The 18,578-nt window shown below is 56.0% G+C and carries 16 protein-coding genes; 4 read left to right on the top strand and 12 right to left on the bottom strand.

Annotated elements, in window-relative coordinates:
• Window positions 1-7 precede the first annotated feature (7 nt).
• From IEX10_RS15530 to IEX10_RS15480, 11 genes are all read right to left on the bottom strand, one after another.
• Window positions 8-811: an inositol monophosphatase family protein gene (locus tag IEX10_RS15530; RefSeq protein ID WP_188677315.1), complete on the bottom strand. Its 804-nt coding sequence runs from the start codon at window positions 809-811 to the stop codon at window positions 8-10.
• A 21-nt stretch (window positions 812-832) separates the two neighbouring features.
• Window positions 833-1,591, bottom strand: a complete 759-nt coding sequence (locus tag IEX10_RS15525) for a DeoR/GlpR family DNA-binding transcription regulator (protein ID WP_188677313.1) — start codon at window positions 1,589-1,591, stop codon at window positions 833-835.
• A 2-nt stretch (window positions 1,592-1,593) separates the two neighbouring features.
• Window positions 1,594-3,285 carry an ABC transporter permease subunit gene (locus tag IEX10_RS15520; RefSeq protein WP_188677312.1) on the bottom strand — a complete coding sequence of 564 codons (1,692 nt, stop codon included), beginning with the start codon at window positions 3,283-3,285 and terminating at the stop codon, window positions 1,594-1,596.
• A complete protein-coding gene (locus tag IEX10_RS15515) occupies window positions 3,282-4,310 on the bottom strand; it encodes an ABC transporter ATP-binding protein (RefSeq protein ID WP_188677309.1) in 1,029 nt (342 codons plus the stop codon). Before IEX10_RS15515 ends, IEX10_RS15520 begins: the two co-directional genes overlap by 4 nt.
• Window positions 4,311-4,426: 116 nt before the next feature.
• Window positions 4,427-5,434, bottom strand: coding sequence for an ABC transporter substrate-binding protein (locus IEX10_RS15510; RefSeq protein ID WP_188677307.1), 1,008 nt, complete (start codon window positions 5,432-5,434; stop codon window positions 4,427-4,429).
• 295 nt (window positions 5,435-5,729) lie between these two features.
• Window positions 5,730-5,960, bottom strand: coding sequence for a hypothetical protein (locus tag IEX10_RS15505; RefSeq protein ID WP_188677305.1), 231 nt, complete (start codon window positions 5,958-5,960; stop codon window positions 5,730-5,732).
• 11 nt (window positions 5,961-5,971) lie between these two features.
• A complete protein-coding gene (locus tag IEX10_RS15500) occupies window positions 5,972-7,618 on the bottom strand; it encodes an amidohydrolase (protein WP_188677302.1) in 1,647 nt (548 codons plus the stop codon).
• Between the two features lie 32 nt (window positions 7,619-7,650).
• Window positions 7,651-9,099 carry an amidase gene (locus IEX10_RS15495; RefSeq protein WP_188677300.1) on the bottom strand — a complete coding sequence of 483 codons (1,449 nt, stop codon included), beginning with the start codon at window positions 9,097-9,099 and terminating at the stop codon, window positions 7,651-7,653.
• A 121-nt stretch (window positions 9,100-9,220) separates the two neighbouring features.
• A complete protein-coding gene (locus tag IEX10_RS15490) occupies window positions 9,221-10,234 on the bottom strand; it encodes a TAXI family TRAP transporter solute-binding subunit (protein WP_188677297.1) in 1,014 nt (337 codons plus the stop codon).
• Window positions 10,235-10,266: 32 nt separating this feature from the next.
• Window positions 10,267-12,156, bottom strand: a complete 1,890-nt coding sequence (locus tag IEX10_RS15485; RefSeq protein WP_188677294.1) for a TRAP transporter permease — start codon at window positions 12,154-12,156, stop codon at window positions 10,267-10,269.
• Window positions 12,153-12,665, bottom strand: a complete 513-nt coding sequence (locus IEX10_RS15480) for a MarR family winged helix-turn-helix transcriptional regulator (RefSeq protein WP_188677291.1) — start codon at window positions 12,663-12,665, stop codon at window positions 12,153-12,155. The genes IEX10_RS15485 and IEX10_RS15480 overlap by 4 nt, the downstream gene beginning before the upstream one ends.
• A 395-nt stretch (window positions 12,666-13,060) precedes the next feature.
• Between IEX10_RS15480 and IEX10_RS15475 the strand changes: the two genes are divergently transcribed.
• From IEX10_RS15475 to IEX10_RS15460, 4 genes are all read left to right on the top strand, one after another.
• Entirely contained in the window at window positions 13,061-13,714 is a 654-nt protein-coding gene (locus tag IEX10_RS15475; protein ID WP_188677288.1) for a DUF998 domain-containing protein, read from the top strand.
• A gap of 67 nt (window positions 13,715-13,781) precedes the next feature.
• On the top strand, window positions 13,782-14,729 hold the full coding sequence (locus tag IEX10_RS15470; protein WP_188677285.1) for a mechanosensitive ion channel family protein: 948 nt from the start codon (window positions 13,782-13,784) through the stop codon (window positions 14,727-14,729).
• Window positions 14,730-14,952: 223 nt separating this feature from the next.
• The gene (locus tag IEX10_RS15465) at window positions 14,953-15,111 is read left to right on the top strand and encodes a YqaE/Pmp3 family membrane protein (protein ID WP_188677282.1); all 159 of its coding nucleotides are present in this window, start codon (window positions 14,953-14,955) and stop codon (window positions 15,109-15,111) included.
• Window positions 15,083-15,502: a DUF4112 domain-containing protein gene (locus IEX10_RS15460; protein ID WP_188677278.1), complete on the top strand. Its 420-nt coding sequence runs from the start codon at window positions 15,083-15,085 to the stop codon at window positions 15,500-15,502. Before IEX10_RS15465 ends, IEX10_RS15460 begins: the two co-directional genes overlap by 29 nt.
• A gap of 36 nt (window positions 15,503-15,538) precedes the next feature.
• Here IEX10_RS15460 and IEX10_RS15455 read toward each other — a convergent pair whose 3' ends face one another.
• Window positions 15,539-18,568 (bottom strand): efflux RND transporter permease subunit, encoded by a 3,030-nt coding sequence (locus tag IEX10_RS15455; RefSeq protein WP_188677276.1) that lies wholly within the window; start codon window positions 18,566-18,568, stop codon window positions 15,539-15,541.
• Window positions 18,569-18,578: the final 10 nt, after the last annotated feature.

Below are 18,578 nucleotides of genomic sequence, written 5' to 3'. Positions count from 1 at the left end.
CTCGGTTTTATTCTTTTAACAGCGCCAGAAGCGAATGGTGTAGTTCAGGCGTTGCGGCTGCCACAACTGCGCCACCGGAGTTCAGATCGAGCGGCTTTCCCTGCCAATCGGTCATAATTCCGCCCGCAGCTGTGATCACCGCGCTTAGCGCGAGATAGTCATAGGGTTTCAGGTCATAGTCCACCACCGCATCTATATGCCCCGCCGCCAGCAGCGCATGGGGGTAGCAATCATACCCGAACCGCCTTGTCTTACCGGCCATAAGCAAGCGCGATAGCCGTTCGGGGTGCTCTGCGATCAGCTTTTCGCCTTCGTTTATGTAAAGCGTGCAATCATCAATGCTGCGCTGGTTGGAAACCGAAATCGGCGCACCGTTGCAGGTTGCGTCCTGCCCCACCGCCCCGCAATAAATCTCGTCCAGCATCGGCATGGAAATCAACCCCGCCACAGGCGCGCCATTTTGCACATAGGACAAAAGCATCCCGAACAGCGGGTTTCCCGAAATGAAAGAGCGGGTTCCGTCGATCGGATCAATCACCCAAAGATTACCGTCGAGTCCACCATCAACGCCGCTTTCCTCGCCAAAAATACCGTCCAACGGATATTTCGCGGAAATAGCCGTTTTCAGTTCTTGCTCGATCCTTTGGTCAATTACCGTAACCGGGCTTTCGTCCTCTTTGAATTCTACCGCATTGTGCTGGCGGAAATAGGTACGGGCCGTTTTGCCAGCAGCCTGCGCAAAATCCACGCCATCTGCGAGTATTTGGCGAAGACTGATATCGCCTGCCGAAGTGGAGGTAGGGTCGCTCATGGGGTAATCTCCTGTTCTGGCCTAGATAACTACGGTTGTTCCGGCAGTTTTAAACGGATCGATCTGATCGGGTCGTGCCTTACTGTCCGTAACCAGCGTGTCAATCCGCGAGGCCTCGCAGAACCGCACGCGGCTGGTTTCACCAAGCTTGCTGCGATCACACAACAGCACCGCTTCACGGGCCTGTGCCACCATCGCGCGAGCCACCTCGGCCTCTTTAAACTCAAACGAAAAAGCCCCTTCGTGCGCATCCGCAGCAACAGGCGCGATAAAGGTCTGATCCACATTGAACCGCGCGATTTCCGACAAGGTCATCTCGCCGTAAGTGGCCGGTACATCGGAAACAATCTGTCCGCCAAGCAGGATCAGATCAATGTCAGATCCCGCCGCGCGGATGGTCTGGGCGATGTCGATGGAATTGGTCACCACCATTATTCCCGACAGTTTCGCCAGTACTTCCCCAAACACAGTGGTCGTCGTGCCTGCATCCACCATGATCGAAGACCCCGCAGGAATAAGCGAAACCGCCTTGCGGGCAATATCCTGTTTTGCGCGGTGATGGGCCCCTTTGCGGGTTTCGAAAGGCGCCTCGTTTTCCTGACGCGGCAGAACCGCACCGCCGTGGACCCGATCCACCAAACCATCGCGCTCCAGCTCCAGCAGATCACGGCGCACGGTTTCGCGGGACACATTCAGTAGATCAGCTAAATCATTGGCGCTGACCTGCCGATTACTTTGCAGCACATTCAAAATACGTTGATGGCGGTCCTGTGCCCACATGCTCAACCCGCCTTGTTCAGTTTGGGAGACCGCGACAACAGTTTCAGCCCCAGCTTCATCACACCCAAGGCCACACAGACCACCGCCATCACACATGTCGAAAAAGCAGCTGCCTGTGATGTCAGCCCCGCATCATCCAGCCGCATGATCGTCACCGCTGCCACATCCAGCTTGGCCGTGGTCAAGAACACGACAGCGGACAGCGTCACCATCGACCGCATGAACAGGAAGAAAAATACCGCAATCAGCATTGGTGCTACAAAAGGGGCCACCACGGTTACCGCCGTGCGCCCATAACCCGCGCCAAGGGTGCCTGCGGCCTCTTCCAAGGCTGACGGGAATTGGCGAAATCCAGTCATCACTGTCAGGAACGCCTGCGTGTGGTAGTGATAGAAGTTGATTACAGCGATCAGCGTTGCCGTGCCGTACAACAGATACAAAGGTGTCGCCGTGGAATTGAACGTCAGGATATAGGCAAGCCCCAGAACAATACCCGGAACCGCCGCAGGCATCGCCGCCAGAACCTGAACCGCCTGCGCAATCCCGCCAGACAGTTTGCGCAAACCCAAGGCCATGATGAAAATCAACACCGTACCACCAGCCGCCGCCCCCAACGAAATGGCGATTGTGATCCAGAGAGAGGCATATCCCCCTGCCAGAGTGATGTTGAAATGCTTGAAGGTCAGGTCATGGTTATAAGGCCAAAGCTTGACGAAACTGGCATAGATCACCACGCCAATCACCGACAGGATCATTGCCACCACTACGAAACAAGCCGCTGCCATCGGAATGTCGCGGTTGAGATAAAAGCTGGGGATGAACTTTTGCACATTGGTCGCGTGCCGCCCCTGCTGGCGCTTCATTGACTGGCGTTCGATATAATAAGACACCACGGTTGGCAGCAGCAGCATAATACCCACAACCGCCCCCATGTTGAAGTTACGCAAGCCGATCACTTGGGTATAGATTTCAGTGGCCAGAACCGAATAATCCCCGCCGATCACAGCCGCATTGCCAAAATCGGTAATCGTGATGATGAAGACCACAAAAGCGCTGTTCAACAGGGCGAAGAAAATCGCAGGCAGGGTCAGATCGCGGAACTGGCGCATGGGCTTGGCTCCCATCACCTCGGCCGCTTCATAGGTGCGGGCATCCAGCAGCACCAGTGACGCACCGATGATCATCACCGCTTGGGGCAGCGCATAAAGCGTGTTGGCAATGAGCAGCCCCCAAAATCCGTAAATATCCAGTTCAATCCCAATCGCGCGGGAAATCAAACCGTTGCGCCCCAGCAGAAAGATCAATCCCAACGCCTGCACCAAAGACGGCGCGAGCAGTGGCAGGACGATCACCCCGCGGATCAGCCATTTGCCACGAAACGCACAGCGGTGCAGGCCGTGGGCGATGATGAACCCCAGAAACACGCTGACCACAGTGGTGGCAACGCCCATGGTCATCGAATGCTGCGTCGCGCGCCAGAACCCCTTGGAGGACAGAACCTCGGCATAATTGCCAAGTCCGTAAGTTCCATCCGGCGTGGTGAGCGAGCGTAAGAAAACGATGACCATCGGGTACAGGAAGAACAACGTCAAACCGATCAGCGGGATCAGGATACAGGCCGCAGCAAGCAGTTTGTCACTGTCCATCCACCACCGCTGTTTCGGTGCGGTTGCACGGGTTTCTGCAACGCTCATTCAGACACCTCGGTGCCGTCGTTCACGACCCAAGTGCAATCGGTCGGCGCAATTTGCAACGCAACCTTCTGCCCCTCGGTTATACCAAGCGAACCGTGGGTTTCGACCACCAGATCGCCCAAAGCACTGTCCAGATTGTACCGGGTCAGGTTGCCCAGGAAACCGACCGAACGCACGGTCGCCATCCCACTCGGATCGGCGGCAAGCTGTATTTTTTCAGGGCGAATACACGCATCAAACTGTTCATCCGGCCCATCGGGTCGCTCTGCCAGAAGGGCGGGCATCTCTTGGCGGATCACTGCGGTAGGAACCAGATTGCTGACCCCCATGAAATCCGCCACAAATCGCGTTGCGGGGCGGTGATACAGGTCTTCGGGCGTCCCCGCCTGCACCACAACTCCGTGGTTCATACAGATGATTTTATCCGCCAGTGCCAGCGCCTCTTCCTGATCGTGCGTCACCATCAGGGTCGGGATTTCAAGCGAACGCTGGAGCTGTTTTATCTCATCACGCAAACTGCCACGCACCTTGGCATCAAGCGCGGACAGCGGTTCGTCCAGCAGCAAAACGCGCGGATCAACTGCAATCGCACGGGCCAGCGCAATGCGTTGTTGCTGACCGCCAGACAACTGTCCAGGAAACTTATCCGCCAAATGGGGCAGCTTTACAATCTCAAGCAACTCCGCCACCCGTGCCGTGATCTGTTCCTGCGGAGCATTGCGAATTTTCAGACCGTAACCAATGTTTTCCGCGACCGTCATGCTTGGGAACAGGGAATAGGATTGGAACACAATGCCAAAGCCCCGCTTGCGCGCGGGCAAGTCACTCAGAACCCCGTTCTCCAGTGACACGGTGCCTGAATCGATGTCCGTCAGACCCGCGATCAGCCGCAACAACGTGGTCTTGCCACAGCCGCTCGGCCCCAGAAGGCATACAAATTCGCCCTGTTCGATTGAGATGGAAACATCGTCCAAAGCGGTGAAAGTGCCAAACCGCTTGGTTACGTTACTGACGGTAAGATACATGACCGCGTGCCTTGAATAAGGGCGTTCAACGGGGGCGCTGAACGGGTATTGAATTATGGTAAATCGGGCAGACTGGCTGCGGGGGCACTGCGCCCCCGCAGCCCAAAAGAGGCAGCTTAACGACCGAACTTTTCGCGCCACTCTGCTTTGATCTCGTTCTGGCGACCGGCAGACTCTACGAAATCTACTGGGGCGAGCACGGTTGAAATATCACTCGGCAATCCCGCTTTGACGGCCGTTTCAGACGGTTTTGCACCCGCTACAGTCACCAGCGCTTTGTACTGGCTGAACAGTTCAATCGCGTCAGGGGACATGGTCCAGTCCAGAAACTTCTTCGCTTCTTCCTGCTGGTCACTGCTGGACAGAATACCGGAGGCTTCCAGTTCATAGCCTACACCTTCGGACGGGAACACCATGGCCAAAGGATAGCCCTCTTCGATGGATTGCATCGCGGTGAAAGCCAGCGAGATGCCAACGGTATATTCGCCGGTACGGGCAGATTTACACGGCTTTGACCCCGAAGACGTATATTGCGCCATGTTCGGATCGACCGCTTCCAGCTGCGCCCAACCTTTTTCCACACCCATGCCTTGCAGAACCGCATTCACATGCAAATAACCCGTGCCGGATTCATTTGGATCGGGCATCAGAACCTCGCCCTTGAATTCAGGCGCTTCCAGATCGGCCCAGCTGGTGGGCATGGTCAAGCCTTTGTCTTCCAGCCGTGCGGTGTTCACACAGAATGCGCCCATATAACCGATTTGCGCGAACCAGCGATCCTCGGTATCGCGGAACTGCGGGGCCAGCGCCTCGGTTCCGGCGATTTTCACGGGTGCCATCAATTCCAGAACCTGCGGGTCCATCATGGCTGTCACAGCCCAGCCCCAGATAACATCCGCCTGCGGATTGCCCGCTTCGGCCAGCAGACGCGCGCCCAGCTTGCCGGTGGACAGGCGCAGCACGTCGATTTCCAGATCAGGCATCGCCGCCTTCGCTGCATCGAGATAGATCGCCACCTCTTCTTCCTCAAGCGCGGTGTAGACTGTCAAAGAGTCAGCGAAAGCAGAAGATGCCGCACAAAGCGCTACGGCGGAAGCGGTAAGTTTGATGGTGTTTTTGTACATTTTGTATAATTCCCTGTTTGCAAGTTTCGCAGCATCGTCCCCCAAAAACCATTGCCACAGCCAAGGAATGGCACGGAACATGCAGCGTTTCTTCAGACCCGAATCACGATGTGATTTGAGCATATTTATGTATTAGTGTGTTTTTGTGGATTTGCGAAATAATTTCTGAAAAACACAATTCTCCACACGGACACCCCCGGCTGCGCCCCTAAAAAAGCACAGAGTAATGCCAGAACGGCGCATTTTTAATCAGAAATAGCATAGCAACAGGTGGCAGATCTATTGGACCAGCGCCCTAACCGCGCGCTTCGGGCCGGATCACCGGAGTGGTAAATGCGATCAAATCGCCTGTTGGTGTGACCCAAGTGCTGTGATCGTATGCAATCAGCGTGAAGGTCAGCGCGTTTTCGCGGAGAAAGACAGTGGAGATAGCAAGTGATGCCAGTTCCCGTAAACCCGCGTTATTTTTTCCGTTGATGTAGATGTGGGCGTGTCCTTCGTTCGCAGACACTTCGCGTTTGATCACAGAGTAACCCCCTAACGCGCGAAAACTGTATTGCCCTTCCAGACGGTCTCTTGCACCTCAATCGCGCCGATTTCCGCCGGTGTCAGCGTTTGGATATCACCGTTTAGCACGATAAAGTCTGCAAATGCCCCCTCCCGAAGGATCGACGTCTGACCTCCAAGACCGATTGCGCGGGCGGCGTTTTTTGTGAACAGGTCCAGCGCGCAATCCAGCGGGACAGACTGCGCCCCGTTCATGGTGCCGGAAAACTTTTTTGTGGGATCTTGCCGGTTCAACATGCCTGCCAGACCACTCCACGGGTCGGCGTCCGGTGCGCTCGCGGGCCAGTCCGTGGCGAAGATAACCTCTGCACCCGCGTCCAGCAAATCGCGTATACGGTGCAGGCGGTTCATCTGCTCTGCGTTCAAAACTGCCTTTTGTGACGGGGTCGCGGCGTTTGGCATCCAAAGCTTCGGAGACACTTCGGCAACAGCGTCGAGCACGGCGAAACGGGGTAAATCCGCGTCGCTGACAAAGGCGGAATGGGCAATTTCATGGCGCAAGCCGGAAAAACCGTTGGTCCGTCGCGCTGCCTCTATCGCGTCCAGCCCCTTGCGGATTGCGTTATCCCCGACCGCGTGCATCTTGACCACATAGCCGTGCCGGTCCAGTTCTGTCACCTTGTCATTAAGATCCGATGGGGACATCAGCAAAGTCGCATCAGGATCGTGAGAGTCCGGATCATAGCCCACCGCAGGCTGGTAGGGATCGAGAAAAGACGCAGTATGAGCTGGCGCCACCCCGTCCAGAAACAGCTTCGCGTAATCCAGTCGCAGATCATCCCGAGTGTAGGTGTTTCGCAACCGGTTTATTTCATCCAACGGTACATTTCCGTCGGAAAGGGGCGAATAAGCTGTGATATGGGCAGCGGCGTGCAGACTCCAGCGCCCCGCGTCGCAGGCTTGTGCATAGGCGGCAAGTGTCCTCTCATCTGCCATAGGTTCCTTGAAACCTGTGTACCCCAGACTGTTAAGATACCGCAGCGCATAATCGCAGGCTTCGCGCAGTTGCTCCGGTGTTTCTTTGATTTTGCCACGAACCGGCGCAAGGGCCGCTTCGGCCAGCATTCCGCTCAGTCTGCCGGTTGCATCCCGCTCTATCACACCACCTGCTATGGGTGGGCTATCTTCATCAAAACCACATAGGGAGAGCGCTTGGCTATTACACCATACCGCGTGCTGGCTGGTGTCAAACAGGGCCACAGGATGGGCCGGTGCCAGTGTATCGAGCCAGTCCCGTGGTGACATGCCCAGTTCGTCGCGCATTTCATAACGCCACGGACCGCCGCTGATCCAGAGGCCTTTTGCGGTGGACTCCGCGCGATTGCGGATCGCCTGCGCCAAGGTTTGCGATGTGGCGGTATAGCCAACATAGACCTCGAACAAATCGCGGCACGCCCCCCAAAGCGCATGGGTATGGGACTCGATCAAGCCGGGCATAACAAACCGCCCCCCGAACGAGACCTTCCGCGTCTGCGGCCCCACAAAGGCATCGATGTCTTGGTCGCTGCCACATGCCAGCACATGCCCTTTGGCAACGGCAATCGCCTCCGCATGGGGCTGTGAAGGATTTAGTGTCAGGATATTGCCACCAAGAAAAACCGTATCCGCCTTTTGCATTTCAGCACCTTTCCTGGACTACGCGCCACTGCTTAGGAGTGCGTCACGTTGGGATCAATCGGGCCAAGCGGACCACCGACAGCCATTTCCACGGCGCGGGCGGCGGCAAGCAGATCAGCTTCTCCACGTGGTTTACCGATCAGTTGAATCGCCACAGGCAGTCCTCGTGGACCGATCCCAACCGGCACGGAAATCGCAGGCAACCCTGTGACGGTGGCAAGATACGCAAAGCGCAGCCAGCCAAGATAATCGTCAAAGGTAACTCCCCCCACACGTTGCACCCATTCTTCGCTTTGTGCGTGGGGCAAACACCCAACAGTGGGACAGGCCAGCACGTCAAAATGTTCAAACAACCCGACCATGCGCGTGTAAATTCCAGAGCGGGTCCGGTGGGCAGATGCAATGTCCGACACGCCCAAGGACTCGCCGCTGGCGATGTTTTCTTCAAGCGTATCTTTGAAGTGGGCGCGGATCTGGGGTGCAACCCCCTGCCCCATCGCAGCCCACATTAAACCGCGTAAGCTGCGGTATGCGGTTTCAAGGCCAGTCAGATCGGGGCATGTTTGCTCTACAACCGCCCCCTCCCGCGTTAACAGCCCCAGCACCCCTTCAAGGTGTTGGGAAACTTCGGTATCCACCGGCGAAAATCCGTTCAGATCCGGTGAATAAGCGATGCGCAACTTGCTATCTGCCCGCAGCACTGCGTCCTGAAAAGACCCCTCAGGCGCGGGGATCGACAAGGGATAGCGTCTGTCAAAACCCGCCATCGCATCCAGAAACAAGGCGCAATCCCGCGTGGAACGGGCCATCGGCCCCTGTGCGCCTTCGATCATGTAGAGGTTATCAAAGTTCCCGCTGCTGATCCGTCCGGGGCTGGGGCGCATACCCACCACGCCGCAAAAAGCAGCCGGTGTACGCAAGCTGCCACCGTGATCCGAACCATGGCTCAGCCAAACCTCACCAGCCGCAATCGATGCTGCCGCACCGCCAGAAGATCCCCCCGCATTCAGCCGTGTGTCCCAAGGGTTGCGGGTCGGGCCGAAAACATCGTTGAAGGTGTTGCCCCCCGCCCCGAATTCCGGCGTGTTGGTTTTGCCAACCACTATACCGCCGCGCTTTTCCAGCCGCTCTACCAGCGGGTCACTGGCATCGGGGATATGATCCCCCAGACCGCGTGTTCCAAATGTAGTGCGCACCCCCTTCACCGGAGTGAGATCCTTAATCCCGAGCGGCAGCCCACCGATCCAACCCGCGTGATCCGCGTTGGTATAGTCTAATTTGTTGGCGGCTTCATACGCACGGGACGGACAGATCGTCGGGCTGGCATTGATCGCTGGGCTTACCGCTTCGATCCGCGCAAAACTAACGTCGAGCAATTCCTTCGGGGAGACCTCTTTACGTTTAAGAAGATCGACCACCTCATAGGCTTGCAAGGACGACAGATCATCGCCGGTGAAATCTCTGTGTGTTGTCTCGGCCATCGTGTCTCCAGCGCTTGGGGCTTTGGGTTCAGAGGCATCCGCTGCGATTGCCCCAATTCATTATATGTAAGGGAAGGCCTGCGCCGGATCTTTGATCAGGGCGCAGGCCGATTTTATTTTATCAGTCCGCTTTACCAAAGGTCACTGGTTCTGGAATTTCCCAGCCCATTTCACGGTAGTAGCGTTCGGCGCCCGGATGCAAGCGGCTGGCAATTTGCTGCAACGCATCTTCTTTGCGCACGGTCGAGGGCATCCAAATCGCTGTCTCGTGGATTTCGTCGATATTCTCCCAGATCGCTTTGGTGACCTGATAGACGACCTCTTCGTCCACGTGCATCCCCGCCGAGAAGTTCACCACAGCCCCGTGGGTGCGCGCGTCTCCGCCAACCTGATTGCTACCATAAGTGTCGCCGGCGATGGTGTTCACCGTCCCACCGGTTTTGGCGTTGATGGTCAGCTTGTCGATGTCCACATCAAGAATGCGAATTTCCTTGGTCAGCGCAAACTGCTGGATCGGCGGGCTTGGCATGTTTGTCGGCAAAACAATCACGTCGATTTTGTCGTCCTGAAACGCCTGAATAGCCGCATCAAACCCGAAGGTTTGCACCTTCATCTCATCCGCTTTGATCCCTGTCGCAGATTCTATATTACGCAGCACGACGTTCTTTGCAGCCCCGCCCGGAGGGCCCGCGAATACGGTGCGCCCCTTGAAATCAGCCAGCGTCTCAATACCGGAATCCGCCCGCGTCACGTAATGGTACGGGCCGATCTGGTAGGCAAAGATCATGCCGATATTCTTTTCAATCTCCGGTGCTTTGGCCATGTTTTTAAATGGGCCAATGTTTTCCGCCATCAGCCAGTTGATCGTTGAGGACCCGAACAAGAAGTCTACTTTCCCCATGCCCGCATCAACCATGTGTTTGGTCGCTGCCCCGGTGGCGCGGACCTGAAACTCTACGTCATCCACATGCTTGTTCACCACTTTCGCGATTGCGGTATTCACCACGAACGGGGACATGCCGGGTGCGGTAGAGGTTACTTTATAAAGATCTGCAACAGCAGCGGTTGCTGGCAGCGTTACTGCCAAAACACCGGCGAGCGTCAGGCCCTTAGCTTTAGTTATAAGATTTAACATTCAAGTATACTCCCGTTGATTGAATTGAAATTTCAGGTTTTGAGTGGGGCCGTCGTTGTCGGCGTTTTAGAAAACAGCCCCACTGCAAGGGTTGCAATGACCGCAGGTGCCCACAGGTAAATCAGCGGCATCATTGCAGCGGCGCCGATCAAAAGCCGGATGCTACGCTGCCCGACACCCAAGCGTCCCACCCGTGGATCAGCTCCGCCCAAGGCGCTGGCGAGCATCCAAACAGCCGCCAGCAGGCGCAGTATCGTGCAAGCAAATTCCACCCATGAGAATCCGTCAGCAACCAGCAGGATCGAGGGCGAATAGACAAAGACGTAAGGCACCACCAAACCGATGACCGATATGCGCAGCGCAACAAACGACGTGGCCAGCGGGTTGCCCCCTGCAATTGGCGCGGCCACGTAACACCCATAGGCAATCGGTGGCACAATCGACGAGTAGACTGCGAAATAGAGAACGAACATATGGGCGGCGATCGGTTCCACTCCGGCTTTGATGATCGCAGGCGCAATCATAATCGCGATGATCAGGTAGGCCGGAAGCGTAGGCAGCCCCATGCCAAGGATCAGCGCCCCGAACATGGCAAGGATCAGCGCCAGAATAAGACTGCTTTCCCCAGCCGCCGCGATAGAAGTCGCAAAACGGATCGCCACGCCGGTTTCGTTCACCACGGCCAGCACCATGCCAATCACCCCGACCGCAAGAATAATTTGCGCAGCACTGACACCCCCATCGGCGAGCGCATGAACAATCCGTTTAGGCTCGCGCCGGAAATCAGGGTTCAGCAAAGCGCCCATGATGATCGCGGTCAGCAACCCGTAAAGACCTGCCATCGCCGGGCTCTTGCCAGAAATAAACGCCACCATCAAAGCGCCGATCGGCACGAAAACCAGCGCAGAATTTAGCCAGTCCCGCGCAGTAATTTTAGGGATCTGATCTTCCGGCAGGTTTTTGATATCCAGACGGATCGCCTCGGCGTACACCTGTGCGAACAGGCCGATGTATTTAAACAGCGCAGGTATCGCAGCTGCTGCCATGACCATCACAAAAGGCATCCCAACAAGATCAGCCATCACAAAAACCGCAGCAGCCATAATAGGCGGCGTCAATTGCCCCCCCGAAGAAGCTGCTGTTTCGACCGCGCCGGCGAAGTTCTTGGAGAACCCCTGACGTTTGATCATCGGGATCGTAAACACGCCAGTCCCCGCAATATTGGCTGCAACGCTTCCGCTCATCATGCCAAACACAGCCGAGGCGACAATTGCTGCATGGGCCGCGCCGCCACGAATACGCGCTGTGAGGGCGGTGGACAGATGGATCAGACTTTCACCTGCGCCAGTCCGCTCCAGCACCGCGCCAAAAATCAGGAAGATCAGAACATTGTCCGCCACCAGACCGGTCACGCGGCCAAAAACACCGTCAAACGAATACCAGCCGATTTGCATGAAACCGGCCAAATCCATGCCGAAGTGTTCCAAAATACCTGGCAGATATGGTCCCGCAAAACCGAACACGACAAAGACAACCGCCATGATCGCAAGGGACACCCCCCAAGCGCGGATCGACAGGACAAGGATTGCCAACATGCCAGCCAGCCCCGCCACGATGTTTTCAGGGGTCGCGGTGAAAAAGCCGGTGTAAAGTTCTTCTTTCACCCGAAAAAACCACACAGCCGAATACAAGAACGCAAGCATTAGGCCGAGATCAAGCACCCAACCCAAGCGGCCCATCCGCCCCTTGTCCGACGTCAGCGCAACCACAGCGAGGCTAATTGCCATAACCCCGAAACGGGCGTTGGCTTCGTCGATGACAAAGAAAGCGATCACCGCAATGATGATCAGCGAAAACACTACAGCAAGCCCTCGACCGAGGATCTGTAACGGGTTTCTGGGGGCCAGCAACGTATTGGTCATGATCTCGGATCCTGTTTGGATTTCAGCAAGGTGGCGTTGTGGGCAATCATCACGTCCAACAGGCGGTTAAGCTCCGCCTGCTCATCAGGGGACAGCACGGATGCCATCACCGCGTTGCGTTCAATTGTGAAAGAAATACAGTCATTGTGAAGGCGGCGGCCCTCTGACGTCAGGGTCAGCTCAATCTGCCGTTTGTCCGTCTGACAAGCCTGGCTGGACAGCAATCCCCGTGCGATCAACTCTTTCACCACGCGGCTCAGCAGTCCGTGGTCCATCACAAGTATTTCCCGCAGGGTGCTGGTCAGCATCGGTTCGGATTCCGCCACTAAACCGATGACACGCCATTCCGACAGGCTCACACCAAGCTGATTGCGAAAATGATGGGAACCGTTCCGCTCGTTTATTGCAGCGAGGCGGGAAATACGGAAACTCAGAGCCCCTGAAAGGTTCTCAATCTGGGGTCCGTGCACCAATGGCGCATCGTCAATCTGCATCTTTAAATCCGGCATTCCCTGTCCTCCTGGTTAACATGTGTACCTCATTACGTGATAAAGTCACCTAATTTTCGTGACATTATCACATAAAATCTGAGTAGTGTCCGCATAATGCTTTAAAAACCGGACGATAGAGCGGTCGTGCAATTTCCAGAAACATCCCCGCAGAGCCCAACAAATGCCCGCCGGAAGCAGTCTTCAGGGACGCAGGGAGAATCACCCTTGAGCGTTTTGCACAGGATCGAAAAACCATCACGCGGGAGCGCTGGCCGAATTACGCCTGTAAAAGGGGAACCAATATCTTGGTCAATACGTTGTGGTTGCAGGGACAGGTTTAGCGGACTGAAACGCTGATCCACCCAGCACACCAGAACACATGCATTTAGAACGAACCGACGAGACCCAGTGACATGAGCGATGAAGCTACGACTCCGCAGGTGCATGACCAGCCTAAGTTGCTCATCGGTTTGGGCGCCTTTGCCATTTTTGGGTGTGTTGTGCTTGGCTTGTCGATCCTAATTGCGGACATCATCGTTCCTGATCACGACTGGATCGCGGATACGATCAGCGATCTTGGTGCGGGCAAATACGAGTTCATCGTTGATATCGGCATATACGCTTTCGCCGCCGCGCTGATCTCGATTGCGCTGCTGTCGGCCCATGTGCATCTGGGCGGCTGGATCTGGAGCCTTGGCGCCGTCGGGTTTGCTTTGCTCGGGCTGATCGTGTTTTTGATTGGTGCGCGGAACGAATATGGCGACAGTGATAATGACGGTGTGGTGATCCATATCTACCTTGTCTATGTACTCGGCATCTTGATGACATTGATCCCCATCGGAATGGCAAAAGGGGCGCATCGTGCGAGCGCGGCTTATGGCTATACGCTGATTGGCGTGGCCATCGTCTGGACCCTATCCGCGCCGGTTTTCTTTTTCCTGCCCACCGGCATCGACGGCATTTACGAACGCTACCTTGGCCTGATCGCCATTGTCGCCGTGGTAACTCTGGCCCGTCTGTTCATCGCGCGGGGGCGCGCCCTGCTGAACAGTGCAGGGTCCTATTAACTAGCGCCGATTTGCCTATCTCGGCACCGACCCTAACTAAAATAATATCAACAACAAGGAACCGAACATGGATGAAGTGGACACAAACCCCGGTCTTATATTCGATAAGATTGACGCTTGGCTGGATGGCCTGTTCAAACTGCTGCCCAATATTGCGGTGGCGATTGTCGTGCTTGTCATTTTCTGGCTGATCGCACGGGGGATCAGTTCGCTCGTCCGGCGCTACGCGAAAAAGCAGGACCGCCCGAGCCTTGCCGATGTGGGTGGCTCGCTGGTGAAATGGGCGATCTTCATTGTCGGCATAATGCTGGCTGTAACCATCGTCGCGCCCACGATCTCTCCGGGTGATCTGATCGCCGGACTGGGGGTCAGTTCGGTCGCAATCGGCTTTGCGTTTAAGGACATCCTGCAAAATATGCTGGCGGGTATTCTGATCCTGCTGCGCCAACCATTTGAGATCGGTGACCAGATTGTGTCCGGGGGTCACGAGGGCACTGTAGAGCGGATTGAAACGCGGGCGACCTTGATCAAAACCTACGATGGACGCCGCGTGGTTATTCCGAATGCCGACATTTACACCGACAGTGTTGTGGTCAACACGGCCTTTGAAACACGCCGCTCGGAGTATGACATTGGCATTGGTTGCAACGATGACTGGGATAAGGCACGCGACCTGATGGTCAAGGTCTGTGCTGGCGTAGAAGGTGTGTGCAGCGATCCTGAACCGGAAACCATCCCGATCGAGCTCGGCGATTCTGCAAATGTGGTTCGTTTGCGTTGGTGGACAAAATCCGACCGTGCCAGCCAGATCCACACCTTTGGTGACGTTTTGCAAAGCGTGTACAAAGCACTGGACGAGGAAGGCATCGACATGCCCTACCCAACCCAAGTGCATCTGTTTCACGATCAAACCGAGGAAGTCGATGGCGACCGCGCCAAACAGCGCGAAGGTTGGCCTGCTGGCAAATCCGAGGTGCCAAAACCGGCCCGCACATCGCGTCAGGCAGCAGATTAACCACTGCAGATCACCGGTTGATGGGGTTTACCGAGAGCGTTCTGTCGCGCTTGGTAAACCCTTTTTGCATGGGTTCACGTGGATCAATGACAGGCGTGCAGTCCCCGCGTGCAGCGTTGATAAACGGGTCAGTGTATCGTTTTCCCCCATTTTCACATCTTCCGGGAACCACAGCGGGCCTTGGCGCGTTAAGTGACAAAGGAAGTCACTCTAAGGGTTTGAAATGGACATTATTAAAATCATCATCGCTATCCTGCTTCCACCGCTCGGGGTGTTCCTTGAAGTCGGTCTTGGCAAGCATTTCTGGCTAAATCTTCTCTTAACACTTCTCGGTTATATCCCAGGGATCGTCCATGCTGTCTACATCATCGCTCGCCGATAACAGCCCCGCAATGGGCCAAAGGTCACATGACCGTCGTGCACGGATCGAACGGCTGGACCGTTTGGCTGACAAACTTGACACGCGGTTCCGTGTTTTCGGGATACCCGTAGGGTGGGATTCCATCCTCGGGCTCATCCCGGGCGTTGGTGATCTTATCACCGCCGGTCCGGGCGCGGTCATGTTCTATGAGGCCCATAAGATGGGTGCGCGCAAGCGGGCCAAGGTGAAAATTGCGGCGAATACCGGTGTGGATATGCTGATTGGTGGTATTCCGCTGGTGGGAGACCTGTTCGACGTGGTGTTTAAATCCCACCGACGTAATATTGAAATTCTGAAGCAGGAATTGGAGCGGGTCGAAGCCGCCGAGCAACGAGAAACAGCGCGCCAGTAATTGTCGCGCTGTTCCATTTTTAAGTTGTAAAATCCTTCACCCAGCTTTGCGGGCTGTTGGGAAGAAGGCGTAATAGAACACCGGCGCCGCGATCAACGTCAGGATTGAGGCAAAGGCCAACCCCCCCATTATCGTAATCGCCATCGACTGGAAGAAAGCGTCCCAAATCAGTGGGATCATCCCCAAAATAGTTGTTGCCGCTGCAAGGATTACGGGACGCAACCTTGAGGTTGACGCGCTCACAATTGCGTCTTTCAGGCTCCAACTTGGCCGATCCGCGCGTACGATGTCGATCTCCTCTACCAATACGATACCGTTCTTGATCAGCATCCCTGACAGAGACAAAAGCCCCAAAAGTGCGGTAAAGGTGAAGGGCAAACCTGTTCCTAGCAACGCCAAAGCAACCCCGTTCACCGACATCGGAACCAGCAGCCAGATGATTAATGGCTGGCGCAGCGCGTTAAACAACAAAATCGAAATCAGCACCATCACCACAAGGCTTAGCGGCAGTTGCCCCGCGAGGCTTTCTTGAGCTTCGGTGGAACTCTCCAACTCCCCGCCCCATGCCATTTTGTAACCCGCAGGCAGTGGCATGGTGTCGATAGCGTCCTGCACTTCGCCCTGAACCTGTGCCGCGGTAAGCCCCTTCGCCACATCAGCGCCCACGGTAATCGTCAACCGGCGATCCCGTCGCTTCACCAAGGTGTTCTGCGGATCAAAAGTGAACCCGTCGATGATCTGCGCTAGGGGCACAAAGGTCTGGCCGCTGCCCGAATAAATCAGATGGTCCGTCAGCGCGAGACCAGCATCAGGATCAGCCCGCATCACAATCGGGATCTGGCGTTCGCCTTCCCGAAATACCCCAGTCGTTTTGCCTTCTGTAGCAAACAGCAGAGTATCTGTCAGATCGTCCCGCGCGATACCCGCCTCTTTGGCACGGTCCGTGGCGTAAATCGGGCGAAGCACCTGTTCCATCTCGCGCCAGTCGATGCGCGGCGTCTCAATGTTGGGCGACGCCTCTGACAATCGGGTCGCGGCTTGTTTGGCCAAGTCCCGCAGCACTACCGGATCAGTCCCCGAGAAGCGCACCTGAATTGGATCACCGCCCCCCGGACCAAATGCAAGCCGCTTTGCGCGGAACTCTCCCTGTGGCAGGGCTGACGCCGCAAAATCCCGAAACTCTGCAATCAATGGCGCGATTGTCTCAACAGCGCCGGTGCGCACGATGATGTGCCCGTAGCTGGGGTTCGGGTCTTCGGACTGATATGTCAGCATAAAACGGGACGCGCCCTGTCCGGCGTATGAAGTATAGGCCAAAACGTCTTCGTGCCCGTCAAGCCAATCCTCCATCACGTCCAGATCGCGTGAAGTCTCGTGGATCGATGCGCCCTGGGCAAGCTTGTAATGCACAAAGAAAAGCGGTGTATTGCTGTCTGGGAAGAACTGCTGTTTCACCTGACCGAACAGCGCGAAACAAGCGACCGTAATAACCAGCAAAGCAGGGATCATCGCCCACCACAGCGTTAGACACAGCCCAAGCACTTTACCATAGGCGCGGAACAACAAGCCGCCATAAGCGTCCGTATCGCTCCCATCTCCCTGCTTGAAAAAGTAATGGCCAAGCAGCGGTGTCGCCGTGAGCGCAAGCACCCAAGATAGCATCAGGGAAATACCGATTACCGCAAAAAGCGAGAACAGGAACTCCCCCGTTGCATCAGGGCTAAGCCCGATACCGGCAAAGGCCATAATCCCGATCACGGTCGCGCCAAGCAGCGGTACTTGCGTCTTGCTGGCCGCCTCGGATGCCGCCTCGCGGGAGGTTTTGCCCTGCCGCATGGAAATCTGCATGCCCTCCGCAATAACAATCGCGTTGTCGACCAGCATGCCCATCGCAATGATCAACGCACCAAGGGAAATGCGCTCCATTTCAATAGAAAAGATCGCCATGAAAAACAGCGTGCCCACGACTGTAAGCAGCAGCGTCGTACCAACCACAATTGCCGCGCGGGGACCCATGAAGATTGCAAGCACAGCAACAACAATCGCCACGGACATGGCCAGATTAACCAGAAACGCGCTGGAGGCTTCGTCTACGATGATATGTTGTTGGTAGATCGGGTGCAGGCCAACACCCACAGGAATCTGCGGTGCCAGCTCTGCCAGTTTGGCATCAACCCGTGCACCGACTTCAACGATGTTTTCGCTACTCAGACCAGCCACACCAACGGTAAAGGCGTCCACCCCGTCATGACGAATGATCAGATCGGGGTTCTGTTCGCGCTGGCGCGACACGGTGGTAAAGTCTCCAAGATTCAGCACCTTACCACCCACTCCGACAGAAAGGGCAGCGATTTCTTGTACTGTATCGTCCCCTTCAGGCCCCTGTATCAGGGTTCGTCCCGCAGCCGATTGTATCGCCCCCCCGTCACTAACGGAGTTTGCCGCCGATAAAGCCCCTTCTATTGCCGAGGGTGGGACGTTCTGGTTCACGTTCAAAACCAGATCAGGCTCTACATAGATGACTTCATTTGGAACCCCCGAGAGGTTCACATCCGCAACACCGTCCACGGCGAGCAGTTCACGGCGCAGGAATGTGGACAGGTCGTAAATCTCGGCATCCGTAAATCCGGGTGCGGTGACAGCGTAATAAAGCCCGTAAACGTCCCCGAAACTGTCGTTCACGAAAGGAGTGCTCGTCCCGCTTGGCAGTGTGGCATCCGCCACGCGGTTGCGCAGTTTGGTCCAGATTTCGGGCAGTTCGGAACCGTCGTATTTGCTCTTCATATCGACGGTAATCCACGACAACCCCGGTTGGTTCATGGAACGGACTTCATCCACCTCGGCCATCTTTTGGATTTCGGACTCAAGCGGTTCAGAGACCTCTCGCGCCACATGTTCGGCATCCGCGCCGGGGTATTGGGTCACCACAACTGCGGTCTTGATGGTAAAAGCCGGATCTTCCAGCCGCCCGAGCGTGGCAAATCCCCACAGCCCGCCCAGCAGACAGCCAAGAATAATCAGCCACGTCAGGATCGGGCGATTGATAGAACCGCGTGCAATATTCATGATACCGGTC

The sequence above is a fragment of the Neptunicoccus cionae genome, assembly GCF_014643735.1.
GTDB classification, from domain to species: Bacteria; Pseudomonadota; Alphaproteobacteria; order Rhodobacterales; family Rhodobacteraceae; genus Amylibacter; species Amylibacter cionae.
The sequence above is the reverse complement of the archived record's forward strand: the minus strand, read 5'-3'. Positions and strand labels throughout refer to the sequence as shown.